At 43.0% G+C, this 25,903-nt stretch carries 20 protein-coding genes, 2 tRNA genes and 1 riboswitch; of the genes, 19 read left to right on the top strand and 3 right to left on the bottom strand.

Annotated features, from left to right (window positions below):
* Window positions 1–70: 70 nt before the first annotated feature.
* From G586_RS23610 to truA, 3 genes are all read left to right on the top strand, one after another.
* A complete protein-coding gene (locus G586_RS23610) occupies window positions 71–1,810 on the top strand; it encodes a bifunctional diguanylate cyclase/phosphodiesterase (RefSeq protein ID WP_051204872.1) in 1,740 nt (579 codons plus the stop codon).
* A 78-nt stretch (window positions 1,811–1,888) separates the two neighbouring features.
* Window positions 1,889–2,494, top strand: a complete 606-nt coding sequence (gene thrH / locus G586_RS0117105; RefSeq protein ID WP_026528681.1) for a bifunctional phosphoserine phosphatase/homoserine phosphotransferase ThrH — start codon at window positions 1,889–1,891, stop codon at window positions 2,492–2,494.
* A gap of 74 nt (window positions 2,495–2,568) precedes the next feature.
* Window positions 2,569–3,321: a tRNA pseudouridine(38-40) synthase TruA gene (gene truA / locus G586_RS0117100; RefSeq protein ID WP_026528680.1), complete on the top strand. Its 753-nt coding sequence runs from the start codon at window positions 2,569–2,571 to the stop codon at window positions 3,319–3,321.
* Window positions 3,322–3,323: 2 nt separating this feature from the next.
* Here the strand turns inward: truA and G586_RS0117095 are convergent, their stop codons facing one another.
* A complete protein-coding gene (locus G586_RS0117095) occupies window positions 3,324–3,968 on the bottom strand; it encodes a hypothetical protein (RefSeq protein WP_026528679.1) in 645 nt (214 codons plus the stop codon).
* Window positions 3,969–4,276: 308 nt separating this feature from the next.
* On the opposite strand from G586_RS0117095, the gene G586_RS25210 reads away from it, so the two are divergent.
* The 11 genes from G586_RS25210 to G586_RS0117035 all read left to right on the top strand — a co-directional run bounded on the left by G586_RS25210 (window position 4,277) and on the right by G586_RS0117035 (window position 17,653).
* Window positions 4,277–5,368, top strand: a complete 1,092-nt coding sequence (locus tag G586_RS25210) for a polysaccharide deacetylase family protein (protein WP_051204871.1) — start codon at window positions 4,277–4,279, stop codon at window positions 5,366–5,368.
* Between the two features lie 24 nt (window positions 5,369–5,392).
* Window positions 5,393–6,376 carry a polymer-forming cytoskeletal protein gene (locus G586_RS26370; protein WP_026528678.1) on the top strand — a complete coding sequence of 328 codons (984 nt, stop codon included), beginning with the start codon at window positions 5,393–5,395 and terminating at the stop codon, window positions 6,374–6,376.
* Window positions 6,376–7,068, top strand: coding sequence for a UMP kinase (pyrH, locus tag G586_RS0117075; protein ID WP_035773489.1), 693 nt, complete (start codon window positions 6,376–6,378; stop codon window positions 7,066–7,068). The genes G586_RS26370 and pyrH overlap by 1 nt, the downstream gene beginning before the upstream one ends.
* Window positions 7,069–7,091: 23 nt before the next feature.
* Entirely contained in the window at window positions 7,092–7,643 is a 552-nt protein-coding gene (gene frr, locus G586_RS0117070; RefSeq protein WP_026528676.1) for a ribosome recycling factor, read from the top strand.
* Window positions 7,644–7,960: 317 nt separating this feature from the next.
* A complete protein-coding gene (locus G586_RS0117065) occupies window positions 7,961–8,689 on the top strand; it encodes an isoprenyl transferase (protein ID WP_026528675.1) in 729 nt (242 codons plus the stop codon).
* A gap of 4 nt (window positions 8,690–8,693) precedes the next feature.
* The gene (locus G586_RS0117060; protein ID WP_026528674.1) at window positions 8,694–9,521 is read left to right on the top strand and encodes a phosphatidate cytidylyltransferase; all 828 of its coding nucleotides are present in this window, start codon (window positions 8,694–8,696) and stop codon (window positions 9,519–9,521) included.
* Between the two features lie 8 nt (window positions 9,522–9,529).
* Window positions 9,530–10,675, top strand: coding sequence for a 1-deoxy-D-xylulose-5-phosphate reductoisomerase (gene dxr / locus G586_RS0117055; protein WP_026528673.1), 1,146 nt, complete (start codon window positions 9,530–9,532; stop codon window positions 10,673–10,675).
* Window positions 10,676–11,731, top strand: a complete 1,056-nt coding sequence (locus G586_RS0117050) for a M50 family metallopeptidase (protein WP_026528672.1) — start codon at window positions 10,676–10,678, stop codon at window positions 11,729–11,731.
* 12 nt (window positions 11,732–11,743) lie between these two features.
* Window positions 11,744–12,799 carry a flavodoxin-dependent (E)-4-hydroxy-3-methylbut-2-enyl-diphosphate synthase gene (gene ispG / locus G586_RS0117045; protein ID WP_026528671.1) on the top strand — a complete coding sequence of 352 codons (1,056 nt, stop codon included), beginning with the start codon at window positions 11,744–11,746 and terminating at the stop codon, window positions 12,797–12,799.
* A 15-nt stretch (window positions 12,800–12,814) separates the two neighbouring features.
* Entirely contained in the window at window positions 12,815–17,377 is a 4,563-nt protein-coding gene (locus G586_RS0117040; protein WP_026528670.1) for a PolC-type DNA polymerase III, read from the top strand.
* 204 nt (window positions 17,378–17,581) lie between these two features.
* Window positions 17,582–17,653, top strand: a tRNA-Glu gene (locus G586_RS0117035).
* 111 nt (window positions 17,654–17,764) lie between these two features.
* Here G586_RS0117035 and G586_RS0117030 read toward each other — a convergent pair.
* Window positions 17,765–18,313, bottom strand: coding sequence for a hypothetical protein (locus tag G586_RS0117030; RefSeq protein WP_026528669.1), 549 nt, complete (start codon window positions 18,311–18,313; stop codon window positions 17,765–17,767).
* 225 nt (window positions 18,314–18,538) lie between these two features.
* Here G586_RS0117030 and G586_RS0117025 point away from each other — a divergent pair, with 225 nt between their 5' ends.
* Both G586_RS0117025 and abc-f read left to right on the top strand, forming a co-directional pair.
* A complete protein-coding gene (locus G586_RS0117025; RefSeq protein ID WP_026528668.1) occupies window positions 18,539–19,009 on the top strand; it encodes an MATE family efflux transporter in 471 nt (156 codons plus the stop codon).
* Between the two features lie 320 nt (window positions 19,010–19,329).
* Window positions 19,330–20,868 (top strand): ribosomal protection-like ABC-F family protein, encoded by a 1,539-nt coding sequence (abc-f, locus tag G586_RS0117020; RefSeq protein ID WP_026528667.1) that lies wholly within the window; start codon window positions 19,330–19,332, stop codon window positions 20,866–20,868.
* Between the two features lie 39 nt (window positions 20,869–20,907).
* Here abc-f and G586_RS0117015 read toward each other — a convergent pair.
* A tRNA-Glu gene (locus G586_RS0117015) sits at window positions 20,908–20,979 on the bottom strand.
* Between the two features lie 269 nt (window positions 20,980–21,248).
* On the opposite strand from G586_RS0117015, the gene G586_RS0117010 reads away from it, so the two are divergent.
* The 3 genes from G586_RS0117010 to G586_RS0117000 all read left to right on the top strand — a co-directional run.
* The gene (locus tag G586_RS0117010; RefSeq protein WP_207640728.1) at window positions 21,249–23,480 is read left to right on the top strand and encodes a putative bifunctional diguanylate cyclase/phosphodiesterase; all 2,232 of its coding nucleotides are present in this window, start codon (window positions 21,249–21,251) and stop codon (window positions 23,478–23,480) included.
* Between the two features lie 147 nt (window positions 23,481–23,627).
* Window positions 23,628–25,097: a xylulokinase gene (gene xylB, locus G586_RS0117005; protein WP_026528665.1), complete on the top strand. Its 1,470-nt coding sequence runs from the start codon at window positions 23,628–23,630 to the stop codon at window positions 25,095–25,097.
* 70 nt (window positions 25,098–25,167) lie between these two features.
* Window positions 25,168–25,261, top strand: a riboswitch (THF riboswitch).
* Window positions 25,262–25,331: 70 nt separating this feature from the next.
* Window positions 25,332–25,903, top strand: a 572-nt coding sequence (locus G586_RS0117000) for a folate family ECF transporter S component (RefSeq protein ID WP_026528817.1), incomplete at its 3' end; no start/stop codon positions are given.

The raw sequence follows: 25,903 nt of genomic DNA, 5'->3' as shown, positions 1-25,903 counted from the left end.
CTAAGTCTGCATAAGATACAATTATTTTGTGGTAGTCTGAAAATAGTTTTTATGTAAGGGGGAAGGTCATATGTCAGATGGGAAGAAGAAAAGCGGACACGTGACTATTACCAGGAAAAACGGATGGATTCCAAATGATGTTCCGGCCGGATTCTTTGTGTATATTGCTGATGAGAACGATGAAATTGTTTTTGCGGATTCTAATATCATCAGAATGTATGAATGCGATTCTATGGAAGAGTTTATGGAACTGACAGGCGGCCGGTTCCGGGGAATGGTATATCCTGAGGATTATGGAATTGCTCAGGGCACCATTAATAAGCAGACTGTTTTTGGTGCCATGCGTCATGATTATGTGCGTTACCGCATCATGACAAAGCGTGGAAATATCAGATATGTAGAAGATTTTGGTCATCTTGTTCATTCAGAGAATGGGATGAATTATTACTATGTGTATATAGTTGATATAGACCAGAACGAATATTACAACACAAATAAGAACAGCTATGCCGAGTCTCAGGTTCTTGAGATGAATCAGGATATGGATGCGCTCACAGGTATGTGGAACCAGGCGCATTTTTATAAGGTTGTTCAGGAGAAAATGACGGATATGCAGATAAGAAGACAGGGCATAACCGTCATTTATTTTGACCTGAATCATTTCAAGCTTTTCAATGAAAAATATGGCTTCCAAAAGGGTGATGAGCTTCTTTACGATATTGCGAAGCTGCTCTGGCACTCGTTTTTGGAACGCATGGTTGCGAGATTTTCAGAGGACCATTTTGTTGTCTGCACATTTTCAAGGGATGTGGAGCCGGTGGTGAGAAAAATCCATGATGATGTGTCGAAGCTTGTGCCGGGAGCAAAGCTGGAGATTAAGGCGGGCATCTACAAGGTGGAGCCTGATTGTAATGATATTGGTCTTGCATGCGATCATGCGCGCCTTGCCTGCAGAAACATTAAGACCAGATATGACATACCCTATGCCTTCTACAATGAGGACATCCATACAAGGCTTCAGATGCAGCAGTTTGTTCTTGATAATATAGACAATGCTGTGGAGAACGAAGACATAAAGGTGTTCTATCAGCCTGTAATTCGTACAAGGACAGGTGAGATTTGCGGTTATGAAGCCCTGGCCAGATGGAAGGATAAGGAAAAGGGGCTTATACCACCCGGAGGATTTATTGAAATTCTTGAAGAACACAGGCAGATACACAAGCTTGATATGTTTATAGTAAAAAAGGTTTGCGAGGATTATGCAAAGCTCCGTGACAGCGGAGAAATGCTTGTGCCTGTTTCGATTAACCTTTCAAGACTTGATTTTAATCTGTGCAATGTTATCGATGAGGTAGAAAAATACCGCAAGGAAGTTGATATGCCGATAAATATGCTGGATATAGAAATCACGGAAAGCGCCCTTACTGAAGATGATGAGCTGATAAAAAGAGCCATTAATCATTTCAGGGAGCTTGGCTATCAGGTTTGGATAGATGATTTTGGAAGCGGTTATTCTTCACTTACAACTATTTTGGAATATAAATTTGATACCCTAAAGCTTGATCTGGCATTCCTCAGACAATATGACAGGAATCCAAAATCCGGAGCAGTACTTGGATTTATTGTTCAGGCGGCTCACAGTATGGGGCATGTGACACTTACAGAGGGTGTTGAGACAGAAGAGCACTTTGAATTCCTAAAGACAATCGGCTGCGATAAGGCACAGGGATATCACTTCGGTAAGCCTCAGCCCATGGAGGAATCAAGAAAGCATACAAAATTTGCAGGGATGACTTGGGAAAAATACTGATTAATTATTCATTTTTTATGAATTTATGGTAAACTACTAAAAAATCGAAAAGAGAGCATCAGCGAGGAGGATGAAAAAATGTACGTTACTTGTTTGGACCTTGAAGGGGTACTGGTGCCGGAGATCTGGATCGCTTTTTCAGAGGCAACAGGAATTCCGGAACTCAAAAGAACAACCAGAGACGAGCCTGATTATGACAAGCTCATGAAATTCAGAATCGATATTCTTAAGGAGCACGGCCTTGGACTTAAGGAGATTCAGGATACTATCGCAACTATCGATCCGTTGCCGGGAGCTAAGGAGTTCCTTGACGAGCTCAGATCAATAACTCAGGTTATTATCCTTAGCGATACCTTCACTCAGTTTGCATCACCTCTTATGAAGAAACTGGGATGGCCCACAATCTTCTGCAACAGCCTTGAGGTTGCAGAGAACGGAGAAATCACAGGCTTTAAGATGCGCTGCGATCAGGGTAAGCTTTCAACCGTAAAGGCGCTTCAGAGCGTTGGACTTGATACAATAGCAAGCGGTGACAGCTTTAACGACCTTGGTATGATCAAGGAAAGTCAGGCAGGCTTCTTATTCAGAACAACAGATCAGATCAAGAAGGATTTCCCGCAGTTCCCTGCATTTGAGACATATGATGAGCTCCTTGCAGCAATCAAGGAACAGTTATCAAAGTAAATGAGATTTGAAAATCGGATGGCGACATCCGATTTTCTTACACTAAAAAGCTTTTTAAATCAGGAGAATAATCGATGAAACGTAATTACAAATTCACACTCAGCTATGATGGAACAAGATTTTTTGGGTGGGAGAGGCAACCTAATAAGGATATGACGATACAGGGAAAACTGGAGGCTGTTCTCTCCAGAATGGTAGGTCTTCCTGAGGGCGAATCCGTACAGGTTATCGGAGCCGGGCGAACCGATGCCGGAGTTCATGCGAGAGCAATGACAGCCAATGCGATGCTGGACACGGATCTCACAGAAGAGGAGATTCAGCGTTACATGAATCAGTATCTTCCTGAGGACATCAGCGTAAATGATGTCAGGACATGCTCTGAGAGATTTCACAGCAGGTATAATGCGCTTGGTAAAACCTATAGATATACCTGTTACTATGGGGCTTCAAAGCCTGTTTTTGACAGGAAATATGTTACTGTTTTAGAGGAAAAGCCTGATGTGGAGCTTATGAAAAAGGCTGCCGAATACATCATCGGAACACATGACTTCAAGAGCTTTTGCGGCAATACAAAGATGAAAAAATCCACGGTAAGATGTGTTGATAATATAAAAATTGAGGAGAGTGGTCCTCAGATAAGATTATATTTCCACGGAAACGGATTTTTACAGAATATGGTGAGAATAATGACGGGGACTCTTCTGGAGGTAGGGTATGGAAATATCAGACCTGAGGAGCTTAAGGACATTATCGAAGCTACTGACAGACAAAAAGCAGGCCCCACAGCACCGCCGCAGGGCCTTTGTCTTATGAAAGTAGATTATTAATATCAGAGTTCATCTGCAACTGTATAGGTGATGATATAGTTATCATATTCCGGATGAATCATTCCAAGCTCTTGAGAATTGGAGCTTCCGCTTCTGAAGGAATATGCGCTGTCACCAAGATTTACATGATCAAAACCAACGGGAGTTCCGTCCTTGAAGAAAACGGTTCTCACGTTAACAAGACTTACATCTTCGGAAGAATAGTTTGTGCCGGTTATCTCAAGCACACCATCCTCGTTTGCAGAAGCGTCAACATTTACTGCGTCATATTTGCAGCTATTTGTAGCGGCTGTAGTAAGCTTGTATGAGATCCCCGAAGCATTTTCGAGATCAGAATTTTTAAACTGACCATAGAGAATGAAAGTCTGGCCGTTTTTTATTGCGGGGGCAGTATCTGATACAGCTTTTACAGTATCGCTTTCGGAGGAAGCGGCAAAGAAATTCGCTGTTACGGTCAGATCAATACCTGAGATATTTTTGGCGATAAGAACATACTCAGAGTGCATGCCGTCAGTATCACTAATAAGATACTCGCCATTAATCTGAATTCCGTCAGAATTATTTGCGGCTGTTGAAATAAGTGCTGAATCAGAGAAAATGCTGATAACTACAGCGATTGTAATGATTATTCCGTAGATTTTCCTCATACCTGAGTTCCTCCTGTTGCTTTGGTGTTATAAGGATAGCAAACGATAATAAACATCCCGTAAAGTAAATCTAAAAAATTTATATACTGAAACGTTTTCGCGTTCCAAATTTTTTTTGGAATCTTTAGTACTTTTTCCATATTGACAAAAAAATGCAGGAATCTATTTTGTTTTTTCTTTTTGTACCCCTTAAAATATGGTATAATCTTTTTTGGCTATATACATAGTCAGGTGTCCGGAGATATCAGTTTTTCACGGCACCGGTGTCTTTTAGACATAACAGCAAGTTGGAAATGTGGTAATAAAATATGGCAACGAACACGGAGGGTCACAGATCAGACGAGGCTCGTTCCAGAAGAATCAGCTTTTTAAGGAAACTGATTCTTGTATCCATTGCAGCTTCATGCCTCATTCCTACCGGCATTTGCATATTTCTGGTTATGAAAAACAGTCATACCAACAGAATGCTGGAGAAGGCCAAGTCTGAACTTTCCTGGTACGAAGAGCACTATGGGGAGGAAGCACTTGCTGACGGGGAGACAGATAACCCGGTTGAATGGCATCCTAAGAGCGCGGAGGACATCGCGGAGGATGTTCGGGAGGAAGAGAAGACAGAGAGTGATGAGACTCCGGAGGGAGAACCGGAGACTGACGGGGAACTGACAGAGTCAGAACCGGAGGCAGATGGTGCACCTACCGAAACAGATGAGGCACCGCCGGAAGAGACATCATCACAGGAGACTTCTGATGAAGAGCAGGGGGAGCGGGACGACAAGAGAAGAGTTTATATAACCTTTGATGACGGACCAAGTACATCTACAAATACAATACTTGATATACTGGACAGCTATGGTGTTAAGGCTACCTTTTTTGTCACCGGCAAGGAAGGGGAGGAGTACGAAAGTGTTTACAGACGGATAGCGGGGAGTGGTCACACGTTGGGGATGCATTCTTACAGTCACAAGTACAGTGAACTGTATGAATCTCTTGATAGTTTCTCAGCAGATCTGCATAAGCTTCAGACTTATCTCTATGAAACGACCGGAGTCTGGTCGCAGTATTACAGGTTTCCCGGAGGAAGCTCTAATACGGTGAGCAAGGTAGAAATGGGTAAGCTTATCAATTACCTTGACCTTGAGGACATCACCTATTTTGATTGGAATGTTGCCAGTAGCGACGACAGAGGCGGCGTCAATAAGGACATAATAGTTGCCAATGTCATGACAGGTGTTCCCAAGTTCAATGAAGCTATCATTTTGCTTCATGATTCGGCGGATAAACCTGCTACGGTAGAGGCATTGCCTGAGATCATTGAACAGATTCAGGCGATGGATGACACAGTGATAGTGCCGATAACTGATGACACGTTACCGGTTCAACATATCAGCAATTCTCAGTAATTTTTTGAAACGGAGGAAAAAGTAATGGGATTTTTTTCAGAGCTGAAAAGTGATCTCTCTCAGGCTGCAAAGACAATTATGCCTGAGGAAAGTGAGGAAGCGCAGAGCCTGAATAAAACTGCAGAGAAGGTAGCTGCGGCAGAGGAAGATACTGCTAAGGCTAAGACAGAAGCAGACGTTAAGAAGGATCTGAACGAAATGCTTGATCACCTTGATGAAATCAAGCTCGACGAAGGCGTAGCAGATGGGGAGCCTTCAGAGGAAGAGGCTGCTGAGCCTGCTCCGGAGCCGGTTAAGGAGACAATCGTACCTGAAGAGCCTGTGGCTGAGGTGGTTGTACCCGAGGAAGAGGCTGAGCCCGAAGAAGAAATCAGCAACTTCGAGGAGGAAGAAGAGGATACAGTAGCTGACCTTTCAGCATCACTTAGCGCAATTGAGTCAATTGCACAGGAGAAGGCTGAACAGGCACCTGTATACGAGGAGAGAAAGTCTACAAAATATAATAATGGGGGATTTGGAACAATGGATATTCAACAGCAGACACCTACAGATGAAGTAGCCAGCATTACAGAAGGTATGAAAATAGTTGGTAATCTTGAGACAACAGGTTCACTTGACCTTGTTGGTAAGATTACAGGCAACGTTACTTGCCTTGGCAAGCTCAACGTAACAGGTGAGATCGAGGGTGATTCCAGAGCAGCAGAGATTTATGCTGAGGCAGCAAGAATCACTGGTGAAGTTAGAAGTAACGGCAGTGTTAAGATCGGCCAGAGTACAGTAGTTATCGGTAACATCTTTGCTACAAGCGCTGTTATCGCAGGCGCTGTAAAGGGTGACATCGATGTTCCCGGCCCTGTTGTTCTTGATACAACTGCTATCGTTATGGGTAACATCAAATCTCAGTCAGTACAGATCAACAATGGTGCTGTAATCGAAGGTAACTGCTCACAGTCTTATGCTGAGGTTAATCCTTCTGCATTCTTTGAGGGACTTAAGGGACAGAAATAATGAGAATACTTTTAAAATTAAGCGGCGAAGCGTTGGCAGGTCCTAATAAGACCGGTTTTCACGAGGACACTGTCAGAGGCGTTGCTCTTCAGGTTAAGAAACTTGTTGATGACGGAGTTGAAGTAGGAATAGTTATCGGAGGCGGTAACTTCTGGAGAGGGCGTACCAGTGAGAACATCGACCGTGTGAAGGCTGATCAGATCGGTATGCTTGCTACCATCATGAACTGTATTTATGTCTCTGAGATTTTCAGAAGCGTAGGTATGGATACCAACATTCTCACTCCTTTTGAATGTGGTTCATTTACCAAGCTTTTCTCTAAGGACAGAGCAAATAAATATTTTTCAAAGGGAATGGTTGTATTCTTCGCAGGAGGCACAGGACATCCGTATTTCTCAACAGATACGGGATCCACACTCAGAGCCATCGAGATCGAGGCAGATGTTATTCTTCTTGCCAAGGCTGTTGATGGCGTCTATGACAGTGACCCTGCTACCAATCCGAACGCTAAGCGCTACGACACTATAAGTATTGATGAAGTGGTTGCAAAGAATCTCCAGGTTGTTGATATGACAGCCTCCATCATGGTTAAGGAAAATCATATTCCTATGAGGGTATTCGCACTTCAGGAAGAAAATAGTATAATAAAAGCAGCAAGTGGTGATTTCAATGGAACCACTGTTACAGCTTAAACTATAATCCGGAGGATAAGTGTATGAATGAAAAAGTTAAACCCTATGAAGAAAAAATGACTAAGGCTTTTGATTTCCTTGCGCAGGAACTTGCTTCCATACGTGCAGGACGCGCAAATCCGCATGTTCTTGATAAGCTTAAGGTGGATTACTATGGAACACCCACACCTATTCAGCAGGTTGGTAACGTTTCAATCCCCGAGGCACGTATGATTCAGATCGCACCTTGGGATAAGAGCCTTATAAAGGATATTGAGAAGGCTATTCTTGCATCTGATATAGGTATTACACCCAGCAACGACGGAACTGTAATCCGTCTGATCTTCCCTGAGCTCACAGAGGAGCGCAGAAAGCAGCTGGCTAAGGATATCAAGAAGAAGGGCGAGGATGCTAAGGTTGCAGTTAGAAATATCCGCCGTGACGGAAATGATTCTTTCAAGAAATTAAAAGGCACCGACGTTTCAGAGGATGAGATTGCTGAGCTTGAAGAAGATCTTCAGAAGATGACAGACAAGTTCGTTAAGAAGATCGACGAAGCTGTTGAAGAAAAGAGTAAAGAGATAATGACGGTTTAATTGTGAGAATCCGGCAGATACTAAGTCCGGTTCGAATTTGTTACACTAAACGGATTTAAGTGTAACTACCGTAAAATTTTGATACTTCAAAAGAGCCTGTGGGTTATAGCACAGGCTCTACTTACATTTATGGAGTTTCTTTGCTAGAAAGAATTAAATTTATATGCCTTCCCCCTTTGGGGCGCACGACATCCGGGGGATGTCGGTTCTGCGCGGACCGAAGCGGAGCGAAGACAAGGTGTCAGCGAAGCTGACGGATGAGGGGCGCAGCTTACGAATGAGGAACTAAGCTGACAAATAAGAAGCCAGGAGGCAAAATGGACGAGAACACAAAAATTCCACAGCATGTTGCGATAATATTGGATGGCAACGGAAGATGGGCCAGGGCAAAAGGCCTTCCCAGAAATTATGGACACAAGCAGGGAGCCAAGGCAGTCGAGGATATCCTTGAAGTGGCTGATGATATGGGCATAAAGTACCTGACGGTCTATGCTTTTTCCACAGAGAACTGGAATAGACCTGAGACAGAGGTGTCTGCGCTTATGATGATTCTTAGAACGTATCTTAAGAGCAGTATCAAGAAGTCTATGAAAAACAATGTTCGTTGTCAGGTAATCGGTGAGCGCAGTAAGCTTTCTGAAGATATTCAGGATGCTATCAACGAACTGGAGACAGCTACTCGTGGTAATACAGGGCTCACATTTACGATCGCCATCAATTACGGAAGTCGTGATGAGATTGTGCGTGCAGTAAGAGAGATATCAGAGGAGTGCAAGGAAGGCAAAGTAGCACCGGCAGATATCACCGAGCAGATGATTTCAGAGCATCTTGATACAAAGAATTTGCCTGACCCCGATCTGCTTATTCGCACCTGCGGTGAGCAGCGCCTTAGTAACTTCCTTCTGTGGCAGTGTGCTTACACGGAATTTTATTATACAGATATTGCATGGCCTGATTTTAATGAGGCTGAGCTTCAGAAGGCCGTAGATGCATACGGCGGAAGAAACCGCAAATATGGCGGTCTAAAGGATAGTGCAGAGGAATAACATTATGAAGACTAGAGTAATAAGCGGAGCAGTTTTACTGGTTTTGCTTATAGTGACACTTTTGAGCGGCGGATTTGTTACCGGAGGAGTATTACTCCTTGTATCGCTCGTAGGATATCGCGAACTCACAAGAGCACTGGGAGTTCGAGGTAAGAATGAGAAGACAAATCTTCCTGAGATTTTAGGTATGGCAGCAATCTGCATCTATTATGCGTTATTGTTTTTTAAGGGAGGCGACATGAACTTCCTTGTGGCGATGATCATGATACTGTTTGCGGCAGAGGCGGCAATCTTTGTTTTTTCTTATCCTAAATATAAAGCCACGCAGCTTATAAATGCGGTATTTTCATTCATTTATGCACCGGCTATGCTTTCATTTATTTATTTACTGAGAGCATTTCCGACGGGAAGATTCCTTGCGTGGATACCCTTTGTTGCCTGGATATGTGATACATGCGCTTATTTTGCAGGCAGTGCTTTCGGTAAGCACAAGCTTTGCCCTGTTCTTTCACCGAAGAAGACAATAGAAGGCGCTGTGGGAGGAATCCTTGGCAGTGTCATTTTTGGAATTGCCTATGGGTATGTGTATGCAAAATACGCCGATCCTGCGACATCCGCGAGTCTTAGTATGTTCAGCTTTGCAGTGATAACCTTCGTTGCAAGCATTTTGTCACAGATAGGAGATCTTGTGGCATCAGGAATCAAGAGAGAGCACGGCATAAAGGATTACGGTAATCTTATTCCGGGACATGGCGGAATTATGGATAGATTTGACAGTGTAATATTCATTACGCCGTCCATATACTTTTTATCAATATTCTTTTTAATGTGAGGTTTTAAATGGGAAGAAAAATTGTATTACTGGGTTCGACCGGTTCAATAGGTACACAGACACTTGATGTTGTAAGGGCTAATCCCGATGATCTTAAGATAGTCGGTATTGCAGCTAACAGAAGTGTTGATAAGGTTGAACAGCAGGTAAGGGAATTCAGACCCAAATATGTGGCAATGTATGATGAGGATGCCGCTAAGGAGCTTAAAATAAAGCTCGCGGATGTACCTGTTCAGATCCTTTCCGGTATGGAGGGACTTGTAGAGATATCTCAGGTGCCTGAGGCTGATACGGTGCTTACTGCAGTTGTAGGCATGATCGGTATTCGTCCTACAATGGCTGCAATTGAGAGCGGTAAGGACATTGCTCTTGCAAACAAGGAAACTCTTGTTACCGCAGGTCATATCATTATGCCACTTGCTGAGAGAATGAATGTTAAGATTCTTCCGGTTGATAGTGAGCACAGTGCTATTTTCCAGTCCTTGAACGGTGAGCCTAAGAGTAAGTTGGAAAAGATCCTGCTTACAGCATCGGGCGGTCCTTTCAGAGGTAAGAAGCGCTCTGAGCTCTCGGAGATGTCTGTTGATGATGCGCTTAAGCACCCCAACTGGGACATGGGCGTCAAGGTTACCATTGATTCAGCTTCTCTTGTAAACAAGGGCCTTGAAGTAATGGAGGCAAGATGGCTTTTTGATGTATCACTTGATCAGATACAGGTTGTTATCCAGCCGCAGAGCATAATACATTCCATGGTTCAGTTTGTGGATGGTGCAGTAATGGCACAGCTTGGAGTACCGGATATGAAGCTGCCTATTCAGTATGCGCTTTTCTATCCCGACAGAGTACCTTTGGATGAAAAGAGACTTGATTTCTATGAACTCTCACAGATCACATTTGAGAAGCCGGATACAGATACTTTCCTTGGCTTAAAACTGGCTTATGAAGCAGCCAGAGCAGGCGGAAGTATGCCTACTGTATTTAATGCTGCGAATGAGATGGCTGTAAAGAAGTTTGTTAACAGGGAAATTAAATTCCTTGATATCTATGATATGATTTCAAGTGCCATGGAACATCACCAAAAGATTGAGAATCCTAATCTTGAAGAGATTCTCAGGGCTGAGGCCGATACATATGAATATCTGGAGAAGAATTAAATGTTAGTTAGTTTGATACTGTTTATTTTAATATTTGGAACACTGGTTACAACTCACGAACTTGGACATTTTCTGATTGCTAAAGCGAATAATATCAGAGTCCTGGAGTTCATGATTGGAATGGGACCTGTCATTTTTAAGAAGCAGAAGGGTGAGACACTTTACAGCTTAAGACTTCTTCCTATTGGCGGCGCATGCAGATTCGAAGGGGAGGATGACATAGGACAGGAAGAGCATGATTATGATGACAGAGCTTTTCCCAATGCAAATGTATGGGCAAGGATTGCTGTTTTATTCGGTGGTCCGTTCTTTAACTTCATAACAGCAATGATCATAGCTGTTATAGTTGTAGCAAATTCACCCTGGGCATTTCCTGTGATATCGGGTCTGACCGAGGGCGATTCCGCGGCTGCTGAGGCAGGCCTTCAGGAAGGCGATATGATCGTAAAGGTCGACGGTGAGAAAATACATCTTGCTTCTGAGGTGACAGTTATTTCTCAGTTCAGCAGGGGCGGCGTGATGCAGATTGACTATATGCGTGATGGCCAGATGTACCACACAGAGCTCACACCTCATTATGACGCTGAGCAGGACAGATATTTTATGGGTATCTATCTCGGAAAATATGAGAGAGTAACAGGACCCAAGGTAATAGCTTACGCATTCTATGACATTCTTTATTATTTTAAGACGACTTACAGAAGTCTTGCTCTGCTTGTGCAGGGCAGACTTTCCCTCGGTGATGTATCAGGGCCTGTTGGAATGGTGAAGATTGTTGATGAGACCTATGAAGCAGTCAGTCCGTATGGTCTGTCTTCAGTTGTTCTCACAATGCTTGAGCTTTTGATACTCCTTTCGGTTAACCTTGGAGTAATGAACCTTCTTCCTTTCCCTGCACTTGATGGAGGAAGACTGGTCTTCGCATTTATTGAAGTTATTAGAAGAAAACCCATCCCCCGCGAGAAGGAAGGAATGGTTCACCTTGTGGGAATGGTTGTACTCATGGCGTTTATGGCAGTTGTAGTCATAAGTGATGTTTCAAAGTTCATGAAGTAACAGGAGGCAAAAATGGCATATCGCGATAATACAAAGGTAGTCCATATTGGTGATAAGGTAATAGGTGGCGGCAATCCCATCATGATACAGTCGATGACAAATACACCGACAGAGGATGTGGAAAAGACAGTAGCCCAGATTCTTGCACTTGAGGCAGCAGGCTGCGATATAGTTCGCTGCACCGTTCCTAATCAGGAGGCTGCCGATGCCATTAAACAGATAAAGAGCCGCATTCATATTCCGCTTGTAGCTGATATTCATTTTGACTATAAGATGGCTATCGCTGCTATGGAGAACGGTGCGGATAAAATCAGAATAAATCCCGGTAATATCGGTTCAAAGGACAGAATCGAGGCTGTTGTTAAAACAGCTAAGGAGAGAAATATTCCTATAAGAGTCGGAGTTAACAGCGGATCTCTTGAGAAAGACCTCCTTGAAAAATATGGCGGAGTAACCGCTGAAGGTCTCGTGGAGAGTGCACTCGATAAGGTGCGCATCATAGAAGCTTTTGGCTATGACAATCTGGTTATAAGCATCAAGTCTTCAAATGTAATGCTCTGCGTGGATGCTCATAAGAAGCTTGCGGAAAAGACCAATTATCCGCTTCATGTAGGAATTACCGAGGCAGGTACTCTTTATGGCGGAAACATCAAGTCATCAATCGGACTTGGAATAATCCTTAATGAGGGAATAGGTGATACTATTCGCGTATCACTTTCAGGCGACCCCACTGAGGAAATCCGTACAGCCAAGATGATACTTAAGACTCTCGGCCTTCGCAGTGGCGGAATAGAAGTTGTTTCATGTCCTACCTGCGGAAGAACCAAGATTGATCTCATCGGACTTGCCAACGAGGTTGAGAAGATGGTTCAGGAATTCCCGCTTGATATCAAGGTTGCGGTTATGGGCTGCGCAGTTAACGGCCCCGGTGAGGCAAGAGAAGCTGATATCGGAATTGCAGGTGGCATTGGTGAAGGACTTCTCATTAAAAAAGGAGAAGTCATCAGAAAAGTTCCTGAGGCAGAGCTAATAGATGCCCTGCGCGAAGAACTTAAGAATTGGAAGTAAAGGGTAATACCACGTATGAGAAAACCATTCCTTGAGGTGTTTCAGACATTAAAACTGGACCCACACACAAAAGAAGAACTGTCAGATGTGCAGGTTGAGAAGATATCCACCACAGAGAAGAAAGATCTCGTACGCATCTATTTATCCAGCAACCGTCTAATCGAAAAGGCGGATGTGGTCAAGGCTGAGAAGGAAATCAAGAAGCAGCTTTTCAGAGAGACTAATCTCACTGTTAAGATATATGAGAGATTTTTCCTCTCGGCCCAGTACACGCCCCAGAACCTTCTGGAGATGTATAAGGACAGTATTCTGCTGGAATTCAAGAATTATGATCCAATTGAATATACGATCCTGAAAAATGCGGATTTCTCATTTCCGGAATCAGACAGAGTTGAGCTGATACTTGAGGAGTCTGTTATTGCTGAGAAAAAATCTGCGGACATTCAGCGTATTCTGGAGAAAATCCTGAATGAACGCTGCGGTTTTGCTGTGACAATGGGTATCACCTATAAAAAGTCACAGGCAAAGAAGAAGGAAATTGACTACTCCAAGGAGACCGCAAAGCTTGCTCAGAGACTTGAGGAAGCTGAGGAGAGGTCAGAGCAAAAGCACCAGGAGAAGGAAGAAGCCAAGGCTGCCAAGAAAGCAGCTGAGGGCGGAGCAGAGAAAAAGGCTGCTTCCGGCAGTGCTGGTTCTGACTCCGGGAGCAAGTTTGGAGGCGGTGTCAAGTCCGGCAGTAAGTTTGGACAGGGCGGCAGCAAGTTCTTCAAAAAAGGCGGTACAGGTGGTGGCTTTAAGCGCTCTGACGATCCCAATATTATCTACGGTCGAGACTTCGAGGACGACACTATAACCATGGAAGAAATCGTCGGTGAGATGGGAGAAGTCACTGTCAGAGGTAAGGTAATAAGCTATGACAGACGTGATATTAAGAATGAGAAAGCTATTCTCATGTTCGCCATGACTGACTTTACCGACACCATAACAGTTAAGGTATTTGCCAAGCAGGAGAATGTTCCGGAGCTAGAGCAGGATATTAAGAAAGGTGCTTTCCTTAAGGTGAAGGGAATTGCCATGGTCGACAAATTTGACCATGAGGTAACAATCCAGAGCGTTGCCGGAATCCGTAAGATTCCCGATTTTACCACTAAGCGTGTGGATGAAGAGGAACTTAAAAGAGTGGAGCTTCACTGCCATACCAAGATGTCGGATATGGACGGAGTGTCCGAGGTTAAGGACATAGTAAAGCAGGCCTATAAATGGGGAATGCCCGGCGTTGCCATAACTGACCACGGCGTTGTTCAGGGACTTACAGATGCAAATCACGCCTGGGAGGACCTGTGGAAGGAAGAAAAGACAAGACGTAAGGAAGCAGGAGACAAGAACCCTGACAGACAGGATTTCTTCAAGGTTATCCAGGGCGTTGAGGGCTATCTTGTCGACGACTTAAAAGAGATAGTAATAAACAACAATGGCCAGAAGATTGAAGGCTCTACCTTTGTTGTGTTTGATATAGAAACTACGGGATTTTCACCCGTAAATAATAAGATCATAGAGATTGGTGCCGTCAAGATGAAGGACGGTGTGATTTTGGACCGCTTTTCAGAGTTCATTGATCCTCTGGAGCCTATTCCGTTCAGAATCACCAAGCTCACAAGTATCACCGATGACATGGTTATCGGCTGCCCCACAAGGGATGAGATAATTCCGAGATTTGTTGAGTTTTGCAAGGATGCTATCCTTGTGGGCCACAATGTTGGATTTGACATTAGCTTTATAAATGAAAACTGCAAGCAACTCGGAATAGATGTGGATTACACTACAGTTGATACAATGGGTCTTTCGAGAGCATTTTTCCCAAGGCAGGCTAAGCATAACCTGGACGCACTCTGTAAGACGCTGAATGTGGTAAATGAGCATCATCACAGAGCGGTTGATGATGCGGAGTGTACCGCCAAGATTTTTCAGAAGTTCATACCGATGCTTGAGAATGAGGGCGCAGATGACCTTACCAAGGTAAATGCCCTCGGTGCTTCAAATCCCGAGCTTGTTAAGCACCTCAGGACCCATCACATCATACTTCTTGCCAAAAATACAGTGGGAAGGGTTAATCTCTATACGCTCATAAGTAAGTCGCACGTTGAGTATTTTAGCCGATTCCCGAGAATTCCCAAGAGTGAGCTCATTAAGTACAGGGAAGGACTTATCATAGGCTCAGCCTGCTGTGCCGGAGAGCTTTACGGTGCTGTTGTTGAAGGGCGCGCTGAGGATGAGATAGCAAAAATAGTTGATTTCTACGATTATCTTGAGATTCAGCCCGTTGCCAATAATCATTTCATGGTGGATTCGGAGCGATACGAGGATATCAACTCCGATGATGACATCAGGGAGATCAACAAGAAGATAGTAAAGCTGGGTGAGCAGTATGGTAAGCCTGTTGTTGCGACCTGCGATGCTCACTTCTTAAACCCTGATGATGAGATTTACAGAACCGTTATCATGGCGGGAAAGGGTATGAATGATGAGGAGCCCGCTCCTTTGTATGTGCGTACTACAGCGGAGATGCTCTCTGAATTTGATTACCTTGGAGCTGCCAAGGCAAGAGAAGTGGTAATAGAGAATACCAGAGATATCGTGAAGAGGTGCGATAGTATTTCACCTGTAAGACCTGACAAGTGTCCTCCTGTAATCGAGGATAGTGATGGAATCCTTACGAGAATCTGTTATGACAAGGCTCACGAGATTTATGGTGAGGACCTTCCGGAGATAGTTGAGGAGCGACTTGAGAGAGAGCTTAATTCAATTATCAAGAACGGATTCGCGGTTATGTATATTATTGCGCAGAAGCTGGTTTGGAAGTCTGTGGAGGACGGCTACCTGGTTGGTTCCCGTGGTTCCGTAGGATCATCCTTCGTTGCTTTTGCATCAGGTATCACCGAGGTTAATTCACTTTCACCTCATTATGTGTGCCCTAAGTGTAAATACAGCGATTTTGATTCTGAGGATGTACTTAAATATGGTGGTAACTCAGGCTGTGATATGCCGGATAAGAGATGCCCCAAGTGCGGACATATGATGAATAAGGATGGTTTTGATATACCCTTCGAGACCTTCCTTGGATTCAAGGGTGACAAGGAGCCTGATATCGACCTTAACTTCTCGGGAGAATATCAGTCCAAGGCTCATAAGTACACTGAGGTTATTTTCGGATACGGACAGACCTTCAGAGCAGGAACTATCGCCGGTCTTGCCGACAAAACAGCTTACGGCTTTGTAAAAAAATATTATGATGGTCTCGGTGTCGGTAAAAGACGCTGTGAAATTGATAGAATTACGCAAGGGTGTATCGGAATTAGAAGAGGTACCGGTCAGCATCCCGGCGGTATCATAGTTCTCCCGGTGGGAGAGGACATTAACTCCTTTACTCCGGTGCAGCACCCTGCAAACGATATGACAACCGCAACTATAACTACACACTATGATTATCACTCGATCGACCACAACCTGCTAAAGCTCGATATTCTGGGACACGATGATCCGACCATGATAAGATTCCTTCAGGACTGTACAGGCCTTGATCCTAAGACTGTGCCTCTTGATGATCATAATGTTATGGAACTTTTCATGAGTACGAAGTCTCTCAACATAGAGCCTGACCAGATCGGTGGAACGAAGCTCGGATGCCTCGGTCTTCCTGAGTTTGGTACTGACTTCGCGATGCAGATGGTTATCGATGCGCAGCCTACATCGCTGTCGCATCTTATCAGAATTTCAGGTCTATCACATGGTACAGACGTATGGCTTGGAAATGCCCAGACCCTCATCCAGGAGGGCAAAGCGACCATCGATACCTGTATCTGTTGTCGAGACGATATCATGATCTACCTGATCCAGAAGGGCATGGATAAGTCACTTTCCTTCAAGACCATGGAGTCTGTTCGTAAAGGTAAGGGACTAAAGCCGGAGATGGAAGAGGCCATGATCGCAGCAGGAGTGCCAGACTGGTACATTTGGTCCTGTAAGAAGATCAAGTACATGTTCCCGAAGGCCCACGCCGCAGCTTACGTTATGATGGCTTGGCGTATCGCTTACTTCAAGGTATATGTGCCGCAGGCCTTCTACGCAGCCTGGTTCTCCATAAGAGCAAAGGCTCTTAGCTATGAGCACATGTTCCAGGGCGAGGGAACCCTTAAAATGTGGATGAACACCTACCGCGCAAAGGGAGATGAGATGACAAATGCCGAGCAGAACGAGCTCGCAGCCATGAGACTTGCGGAGGAGATGTACGAGAGAGGCATAGAGGTTATGCCGATCGATATCTTCAAGGCGGCATCCAGATCCTTCCAGGTATTTGGCGACAAGATCATGCCCAGCCTCCTTAGTATAGACGGACTTGGTGAAAAAGCTGCCGATCAGATAGTTGAAGCTGCAAAGGACGGTCCCTTCATTTCTAAGGATGACTTTAAACAGCGAACCAAATGCCCTCAGGCAGTAGTAGATAAAATGGCTAACATGGGACTTCTTGGAGATATTCCGGAGTCTAACCAGATAAGTATATTTGACTTTATGATGGGATAAGTGTTGAATCACCTTATGATAGGGCAATTCCAGAATCACTTTGGCTTCCCCCTTTGGGGGAAGCTGTCGACGTAGTCGACTGATGAGGGGTAATTCTTTCATAGAAACTTCAAAAAAACTTTTTTATTTTTTTTAAAAAAGTACTTGCATTTATTTTGAAGTTGTAATAATATAATCAAGTCGCTAAGCGACAGACAACTAAATGGCTCGTTGGTCAAGCGGCTAAGACGCTGCCCTCTCACGGCAGAATCAGCGGTTCGATTCCGCTACGAGCTACTGACTGTGTAAACAGCCCAACCCTAGATCCCAGATCACTAATGTGATTTGGGTTTTTTATTGTAAAAAATGCCATCTCAGAACGAGATGGCATTACTTTTCTGTTCTCACTTATTTAATTGTGAAATCAAACTGTACATAATTTGATCTGCTGGCGGAAACATAAAATTCCACATACATTACAGTGTTCTGGTAGCAAGCGATATCAACACTTCTTTTCTTTCTGGCCAAGCCGGTATTTTTTGATCCAAACAACCCGCTATCAGCTATGCGCTCAGAATATAAATATCCATCAGGCTCCATTCTCTTTTGCAAAATATGGAAATATCCATTCGCGTAGGTTTTCTTTTTGTTAGCGTGTACTTTAGTTACGGTAAAAGAATAGGCCTTTTCCTTGGGAGCCATAAATCTGATAATTCCAAAGGCTCCGGAATTCTTTCTTTTCTTGATTTTGAATCTATAGTGTCCCGGTTTTACCACATGAGCAATGCTGTCCAGATAGATTGGATCATCATTACTTAAACTGGAAAAAGTTTTAAGCGTTTTCTTTTTTACTTTAGCTTCTACAGTAATAGGATTAGCCATAACGGTAGAAACTAAAATTGCTGCAAACAGCAGGGACAAAAATCTGACAACAATACTTTTTGAACTCTTACCCATTTTACAACCCTCCATGAGAAAACATTAGTTTTTGCCTTTTCTATCAAAGAAACTACATTCCCTGAATGATATTGTAGGTGTCTGCAAATGAAAAAACTATTAATTATTTATAAAAAAATAAAATGGTTTTTGTTTGCATATAGCAAATCGAACTACTAAAATGCTTAATGTTGAAAAAGCGTGAATACGCTTTAGAACTAAAGGATTTTAGGGAAGATGAACGTTATGGAAAAAGAAGATAAGAGAATATATGTGTTAAGTAAGGAAGAGCCTGCAAGGGCAGTTCTGAAAATGGGATTGCCGCTTATAGCCGGGATGTTCATTATGGTTATGTATAACCTTGTGGACACTTACTTCATAGGACTTACAAGAGATGACTATCAACTTGCGGCTGTGAACCTTGCATACCCTGTAATGATGGTGGCAATAGCGGTATCAAACATTGTAAGCAGCGGTGCATCCTCTATGTGCCGAATGTCATTTCAGGGTATGGGAAAAGCGCAATATGCATTCATTATTACCTTTATCAGACAGCTCATTCTTTATGTGCCGCTTCTGCTTCTACTTAACAGAGCCTTTGGCTTTGGCGGAATGATCTGGGCACAGACTGTTACAGAGGTTATCATGATGATTGTATCGGTCATCCTTCTGACAAGAGTGATAAATAAAGAAAAAAGCGAGCTTCAGGAAGTATAAGAAATAATGAGAAATCATATATTGCCTTTTATAAGAAAAGGTGATAGCCTAGATACAGCAAAAAACGAAAGGCGCACAGATTGTGTGTAGGTGAAGGAATGATAATTAGATAATTTGATTTGGTGAACATGAACGAAGAAAAGCTATGGCCCATAAGGGTCTGTTTGTGTATGCCGGATTAGATTATCGTATTCATTTTGAAGCCGCCCATAAGGGATGCTCTCTTTCGGCATATATTTGGACTTCATTTGTACGTTTAATCTGCTTTCGGTATGGGAGCAGATTTTTTTGTGCCATTTAAGATAACGGAGGTGATGTGTATGGCACAGATACAAGTGACAGATTTAACTTTTTCATACGACGGAAGTGCCGATGATGTCCTCAAGGACGTGACATTCAATATCGATACGGATTGGAAGCTGGGGCTTATTGGAAGAAATGGTAAGGGTAAGACAACCCTTTTGAATCTTTTCATGGGAAGATACGATTACCGTGGCAGCATCAAGACAGGAACCTGCTTTGACTATTTTCCCTATTTGGTATCGGAAGAGGATTTAAAGCAGAATGCAGCAGAGCTTATGGATAAATGGAAACCGCAAGTCGAGCTTTGGCAGGTACTCATTCAGATGAACGAGCTCCAGATGGATGCGGAATGTTTGTATCGTCCCTTTGGTACGCTCAGCTTTGGGGAGCGCACAAGAGTCATGCTGGCGGTTTTGTTTGCGGCAGAGAATGAGTTTCTTTTGATAGACGAGCCGACCAACCATCTGGACAGCAGAGCGCGTGATATTGTGAAGTCATATCTCGCTTCGAAAAAGGGCTTTATCCTTGTCTCACATGACAGAGACTTGCTTGATGGCGTGTGTGATCACGTCCTTGTGCTTAACAGGTCTACCATAGAGGTCCAAGCAGGTAATTTTTCGTCCTGGTGGGAAAACAAGGAGCGGAAGGATGCTTTTCAGCAGGCGGAAAACGAGAAGCATCTTAAGGAAATCGGTAAACTCAAGGTTGCTGCAGACAGAAGCAGCAGATGGGCGGAGAAGAGTGAAAATTCGAAGATAGGATTTGATCCCGTGAAGGAGCATGACAGGAGTATTTCGTCCAGATCCTTCATAGGTGCGAAGACAAAAAAGATGCAGGCTCGCGTTAAGTCCTACGAAATGCGAATAGGTCGTGAGATAGAAGAAAAGGAAGGCCTGCTCAATGATATTGAGAAGGTAACTGATCTTAAGATCAATCCCCTCAGATTCCATAAGGAAGTGCTGATAAATGCAAATGATTTGTCGCTTCGATATGAGGGTGCTGAGAATGAACTGTTTTCAGGATTACGTTTTCAGGTAAAACGCGGTGATAGAATAATTCTTTCCGGTGAGAATGGATGTGGTAAATCCAGTATTGTAAAAGCAATTTTACAAAAGATGAACTATGGAGAATATAAGACAGATTCAGGTCTCATCGTATCCGGGAATCTTGATGTCGCGTCAGGAATGACAATATCTTATATCAATCAGGATACATCATTTTTATCTGGTTCACTTAGAAAGTTCTGCGAATCGCATGGGCTAAACGAAAGTCTTTTCCTTGCGGTACTAAGACAGCTTGATCTTGGACGTGAACAATTTGTAAAAAATATTGAGGATTTTTCTGAAGGTCAGAAAAAGAAAGTTTTGATTGCAGCGAGCCTCATCACACCTGCACATCTATATATCTGGGATGAGCCACTCAATTTCATTGATGTGTTCTCAAGGATGCAGATAGAAAAACTGATCCTTCAATTTGAGCCAACAATGCTGCTTGTGGAGCATGATGTAAGATTCCAGGAAAAGGTTGGAACGGATGTTATAAGAATCGGAAAGTGATAACAAAAAATCCCAAGTCAATGACTTGGGATTTTTAAATAGCTCGTAGCGGAATCGAACCGCTGATTCTGCCGTGAGAGGGCAGCGTCTTAGCCGCTTGACCAACGAGCCATATTTCTTATATGTCTTGCGACAGCTTGTTTAGTTTATTACAATTTCAGAATAAATGCAAGCTTTTTTTAAAATTAAAAAAATAATTAATGGTATAATAATTCTGGTAGCTTAAAACCCGTGATTTTTACGCAGTTATAGTGCTTTTTATGTTGTGAGAGGCTGGTAAAATGCTTAAGAGACGGGAAAAAGTATTATTATATTCGATCATTGTTTCCTTTGTAGTGTACTTATTTAGTACAATGCTAGGGAATGATTTTTTTATAGATATGTTTTCTCCGATCACTGTTGGACTGGTTCTTATCCTGCTGGTATCAGAGATAGGAAGACTTGGCCAGTTCAAGTGGTCTACTGTTGCCATGGCTACAGGTATATTTATCTGGTTTGTGGCAGACATTCTTTTTCTTATTAATGACTTCTTTTTGCCGACTCCGGGAGCAATAACGGAATTTGTTGAGGATCTGTATCTTTTTCCTGATGCTTTTTTTGCAATATGTATAAGCGTTTATATGATATCCAAATTGATCGATTCCAGGATTGAGATAGCCTTTCTTTTGAGTAATAGTCTGTGTTTTGCGATTTCTCTTTTTGTAGTCATACTAAGATTCCACATTTATGCAGCAGGTGTTGAAAGCCGTAATCCTCATTGGAAGGAGCTGATATTCTTCTTTGTCAGCTTCTTTATAATGATGATGTGTTTTGAACTTGTTATGCATCTGGAACCAAGGCAAATTTTAAGGGGGCCCTTCTGCACTACAATCGGTATTTTCGGATATGCGGTTCTTGATATTGAATACGATTTTCTCCGTTCTATAGGACTTGATGCTGAAAATGATATTACAAATCTTTTATACGTATTATGCATGATTCTGATGGGAGTTGGCACAACTTTTCAGATAATTAATAAATACGATTACAAGTTTAAAAGGCGTGATTTTTCTAAAGAAGCCACAACCAAGCGGTTTGTTTTCATAGTTCTTATGATTGCCTTTGACATTGTGCTTGTTGCAACAGAATTTCTTACACAGACCTTAGGAACGTATATCATAATAACTCTCTTGTCATATCTGATAACCAATTATGTTCTTCATGCGCAGTTTTTAAGTGAAGAGCTGCTCAAAAATCAGCAGGAGCAGAACACCATACTTGAGGAACGAATACAGGAAAAAACCAAAGATCTTGAGAGTGCAAATGAAAGACTGAATGTTATTTCCATAACTGATATGCTTACGGGACTTCTGAACAGACGCTCTGCAACTGAGTTTCTTGAAAAGAAGCATAAGGAATGTGATGAGGAGAAGTCAAAATTCGCAGTTTTCTGCACGGACCTTAATCACTTTAAGCCTGTCAATGATACTTATGGACATGAAATGGGCGACAGGGTTTTGAAAGAGATTGGTAGTCGGCTTAACAGTCTGCCTGCAGAGTATACGTCCTTTAGAATGGGCGGAGATGAATTCCTTGTGGTTCTAAGCGGAATTACAGAACAAACGGATTTGAAAAATGCTGCCGATTCACTTAGGGAGCTTTTTAATACACCAATAATTCTTGATAAATATATTTTCAATCTCTCGGCCAGCATAGGAATTGCTGTCTACCCTGATGATTCCGATGACTGGACGCAGCTTCTGAACTATGGCGATAATGCCATGTACGAAGTGAAAAAGAGTGGCAATAAAGATGACTATAAATTTTTTGATGCAAGGATGGTTCAGGCATTGGCCAGAAAGCAACTGATCAGAATGGCTGTTGAGCACGCTGATGTCAGCAGGGATTTTTTCCTGCACTATCAACCACAGGTGGAGACAGAATCCGGAGATATTATCGGAGTTGAGGTGTTCCCCAGATTAATGGGAGAGCTTGAAATCGTATCACCGACAGAACTTATTCCTATTGCTGAAGAATGTGGATTATTGCCATCCCTTGGTATATGGATAGTACGTCAGTCTTTTAAGACGATATCTGAATTTAACAGTAAGTATAATACAGAGCTTGCGCTTACGATAAATCTTTCAACTCAGCAGCTTATTGATGCCGAGTTTATCGAGGAGCTTGAGCGGTCCCGGGAAGAATTTGATATTAAGATTGAAAAAATCATACTGGATATTTCAACAGATTTTATGATGGGATCAACGAACTCTTCAAGGGATACGCTGGAGGCTTTTCATAATTACGGCTTCAGGCTGAGTCTCAATGACTTCGGCGGCACCAGTATAAATCTGAAGTATTTAATGAATTGCGGCATTAACTATATTAAGCTGTCCCGCGACCTGATACAAAAGATAGATATCGATGACGGTGTCAGAATCCTGGTTGAATCTATAGTTGGTTTTGCCAAAGCTATGAATATTACAGTCGCAGCAGTAGGAGTGGAAACCGGGAGACAATGCCAGACACTAAGCGAAATGGGAATAACCAAAATGCAGGGTTATCTTATCAGCAAACCTTTAAAGCAGGATGAATTCGAAAAGCTTTTGGCTAAAGGGAAAATAACCTGGTAGGTTATGGGAACAACTGCAATAATTAGTGATTAAACAGCAAAAAGTGTAATGCACCTCTTATAAAAAACATTTATAATTAACATTGTGACTTTATGGTCTCTAAAAATAAACTAAAAGCAAAAACAAAATGTTAATGGGAGGTTGTATATGCTTTATATAGGTGTAGATCTTGGAACATCATCAGTTAAGCTTGTTCTCATGGATGAGACAGGCAAGATTCATGGTACTGCAACAAAGGAGTACCCTCTTTATTTCCCGCAGCCCGGCTGGTCAGAGCAGAAACCCGAGGACTGGTATGCTCAGGCGGTTGAAGGCTTAAAGGAAGTTCTTAAGGACGTAGATAAGTCTCAGGTAGCCGGTATCAGCTTCGGCGGCCAGATGCACGGTCTTGTTATTCTCGATGAGAATGATAACGTTATTCGTCCTGCAATTCTTTGGAACGACGGCAGAACTCAGAAGCAGGTTGATTACCTCAATGGTGAGATCGGCAAGGATAAGCTCTCTGAGTACACAGCTAATATTGCTTTTGCTGGCTTCACAGCTCCCAAGATCCTTTGGATCAAAGAGAATGAGCCCGAGAACTTTAAGAAGATCAAGAAGATAATGCTTCCCAAGGATTATCTTGCATATAAATTCTCAGGTACTTTCTGCACAGACTACTCTGATGCATCAGGTATGCTTCTTCTTGATGTTAAGAACAGAAAGTGGTCAAAGGAGATGTGTGACATCTGCGGAATCACTGAGGATATGCTTCCTCAGCTCTTCGAGAGCTATGAGAAGGTTGGTGAGCTTAACGCAGAGCTTACAGCTGAGCTTGGACTTAAGAGCGGCGTAGTAATCGCAGCAGGTGCAGGAGACAATGCGGCAGCAGCTGTTGGAACAGGCACTGTTGGCAACAACAGATGTAACATTTCACTTGGTACCAGCGGAACAATATTTATGTCATCAGACAGCTTTGCTGTTGACAGCAACAACGCACTTCACTCATTTGATCATGCTGACGGTAGCTTCCATCTTATGGGCTGCATGCTCAGCGCTGCCAGCTGCAACAAGTGGTGGATGGATGAGATCATCAAGACCAAGGATTATGCTGCAGAGCAGAAGGGTATTGAGAAGCTTGGCGAGAACCATGTATTCTTCCTTCCTTATCTTATGGGTGAGAGATCTCCCTGGAATAATCCTAACGCACGTGCTACCTTCACAGGCATCACAATGGATACAACAAGAGAGGATATGACACAGGCTGTTCTTGAAGGTGTTGCTTTCGCTACAAGAGATATGTACGAGGTTGCCAAGAGCATCGGTGTTGCACCTGAGCGCACAATGATCTGCGGTGGTGGTGCTAAGAGTCCTCTTTGGAGAAAAATGATCGCCAACATTCTTAATATAGAAGTTGATGTTCCTTCTTGTGAAGAGGGTCCCGGAATGGGCGGCGCTATGCTTGCTATGGTAGCTTGCGGCGCATACAAGAGCGTTGTAGAGGCAGCAGCTGCAATCGTTAAGGTTGATAAGACTGAGAAGCCCGATCCTGAGCTTGTTAAGAAGTACGAGGCAAGATATCAGCAGTTCAAGACAATCTATCCTGCTCTTGCAGATACTTTTGATAAGATTATTTAATGGTGAAATTTTATAAAATTTGATTGACTATAAGCTTTTTGTGGTTATAATAAGTTCGTAACAAAAAATTAGCAGAGTAGAATTCGGTGCGTTAAGTGCCATCCGGACAGGGACTGCCGGAAGGACGAAGGCTTGCCGCGGTATCGGATTCGGTTCCCACTGTAGCATATCGAAAGTGTTATGAAGTTTTACACCTCCTTGTGCATACTGTGGAATGCATAGGGAGGTGTTTTTATGCAAAAAAATGCAACATTAGAAACAAACGGTAGTATTAACAGATGGATGGGTTCACTTGCTGAATTCAAGAGCCTCAGGAACGTAGTGTTCTGCGGACTGATGGCTGCAATTGCAGTTGCTCTTGGCTACGTCACATCAATACAGCTTGGCCCCTACATCAAGGTAGGATTCTCTGGTTATCCAAACCAGATAGTTGCCTGCTTCTTTGGACCCGCAGTAGGTGCAATCTTTGGCGCTGTGCTTGATATCCTTAAGTGGTTCGTAAAGCCCACAGGAGCTTTCTTCCCCGGATTCACAATAAGCGCTGCTCTTGGCGGAATTATTTACGGCTTCGCTTTTTATAAAAAGAAGATAACTGTAGTGAGAGTGTTTGTGGCGCATCTCATTGTCACAATTTTTGTGAATATCTTTCTCAACACACTCTGGCTTACAATGTTTTATAATCAGGCGGCCATGGCAATACTTCCTATGAGAGTGGTGAAGAATGCGTGCATGCTTCCGGTTGACACATTCCTTACATATACAATACTTAAGGCAATGGAGAGGACCGTTAAGCCCTTATTACAGAA

Origin of the sequence: Butyrivibrio sp. VCD2006 (assembly GCF_000423925.1) — a bacterium.
Lineage (GTDB): Bacteria > Bacillota > Clostridia > Lachnospirales > Lachnospiraceae > Butyrivibrio.
This window is presented reverse-complemented; position numbering and strand designations above follow the sequence as displayed.

What these genes read in the sequence shown, in the direction of transcription:
- G586_RS23610 (WP_051204872.1), top strand. Translation starts at nt 71, where the DNA reads ATGTCAGATGGGAAGAAGAAAAGCGGACACGTGACTATTACCAGGAAA.
- thrH (WP_026528681.1), top strand. Translation starts at nt 1,889, where the DNA reads ATGTACGTTACTTGTTTGGACCTTGAAGGGGTACTGGTGCCGGAGATC.
- truA (WP_026528680.1), top strand. Translation starts at nt 2,569, where the DNA reads ATGAAACGTAATTACAAATTCACACTCAGCTATGATGGAACAAGATTT.
- G586_RS0117095 (WP_026528679.1), bottom strand. Translation starts at nt 3,968, where the DNA reads ATGAGGAAAATCTACGGAATAATCATTACAATCGCTGTAGTTATCAGC.
- G586_RS25210 (WP_051204871.1), top strand. Translation starts at nt 4,277, where the DNA reads ATGGCAACGAACACGGAGGGTCACAGATCAGACGAGGCTCGTTCCAGA.
- G586_RS26370 (WP_026528678.1), top strand. Translation starts at nt 5,393, where the DNA reads ATGGGATTTTTTTCAGAGCTGAAAAGTGATCTCTCTCAGGCTGCAAAG.
- pyrH (WP_035773489.1), top strand. Translation starts at nt 6,376, where the DNA reads ATGAGAATACTTTTAAAATTAAGCGGCGAAGCGTTGGCAGGTCCTAAT.
- frr (WP_026528676.1), top strand. Translation starts at nt 7,092, where the DNA reads ATGAATGAAAAAGTTAAACCCTATGAAGAAAAAATGACTAAGGCTTTT.
- G586_RS0117065 (WP_026528675.1), top strand. Translation starts at nt 7,961, where the DNA reads ATGGACGAGAACACAAAAATTCCACAGCATGTTGCGATAATATTGGAT.
- G586_RS0117060 (WP_026528674.1), top strand. Translation starts at nt 8,694, where the DNA reads ATGAAGACTAGAGTAATAAGCGGAGCAGTTTTACTGGTTTTGCTTATA.
- dxr (WP_026528673.1), top strand. Translation starts at nt 9,530, where the DNA reads ATGGGAAGAAAAATTGTATTACTGGGTTCGACCGGTTCAATAGGTACA.
- G586_RS0117050 (WP_026528672.1), top strand. Translation starts at nt 10,676, where the DNA reads ATGTTAGTTAGTTTGATACTGTTTATTTTAATATTTGGAACACTGGTT.
- ispG (WP_026528671.1), top strand. Translation starts at nt 11,744, where the DNA reads ATGGCATATCGCGATAATACAAAGGTAGTCCATATTGGTGATAAGGTA.
- G586_RS0117040 (WP_026528670.1), top strand. Translation starts at nt 12,815, where the DNA reads ATGAGAAAACCATTCCTTGAGGTGTTTCAGACATTAAAACTGGACCCA.
- G586_RS0117030 (WP_026528669.1), bottom strand. Translation starts at nt 18,313, where the DNA reads ATGGGTAAGAGTTCAAAAAGTATTGTTGTCAGATTTTTGTCCCTGCTG.
- G586_RS0117025 (WP_026528668.1), top strand. Translation starts at nt 18,539, where the DNA reads ATGGAAAAAGAAGATAAGAGAATATATGTGTTAAGTAAGGAAGAGCCT.
- abc-f (WP_026528667.1), top strand. Translation starts at nt 19,330, where the DNA reads ATGGCACAGATACAAGTGACAGATTTAACTTTTTCATACGACGGAAGT.
- G586_RS0117010 (WP_207640728.1), top strand. Translation starts at nt 21,249, where the DNA reads ATGTTTTCTCCGATCACTGTTGGACTGGTTCTTATCCTGCTGGTATCA.
- xylB (WP_026528665.1), top strand. Translation starts at nt 23,628, where the DNA reads ATGCTTTATATAGGTGTAGATCTTGGAACATCATCAGTTAAGCTTGTT.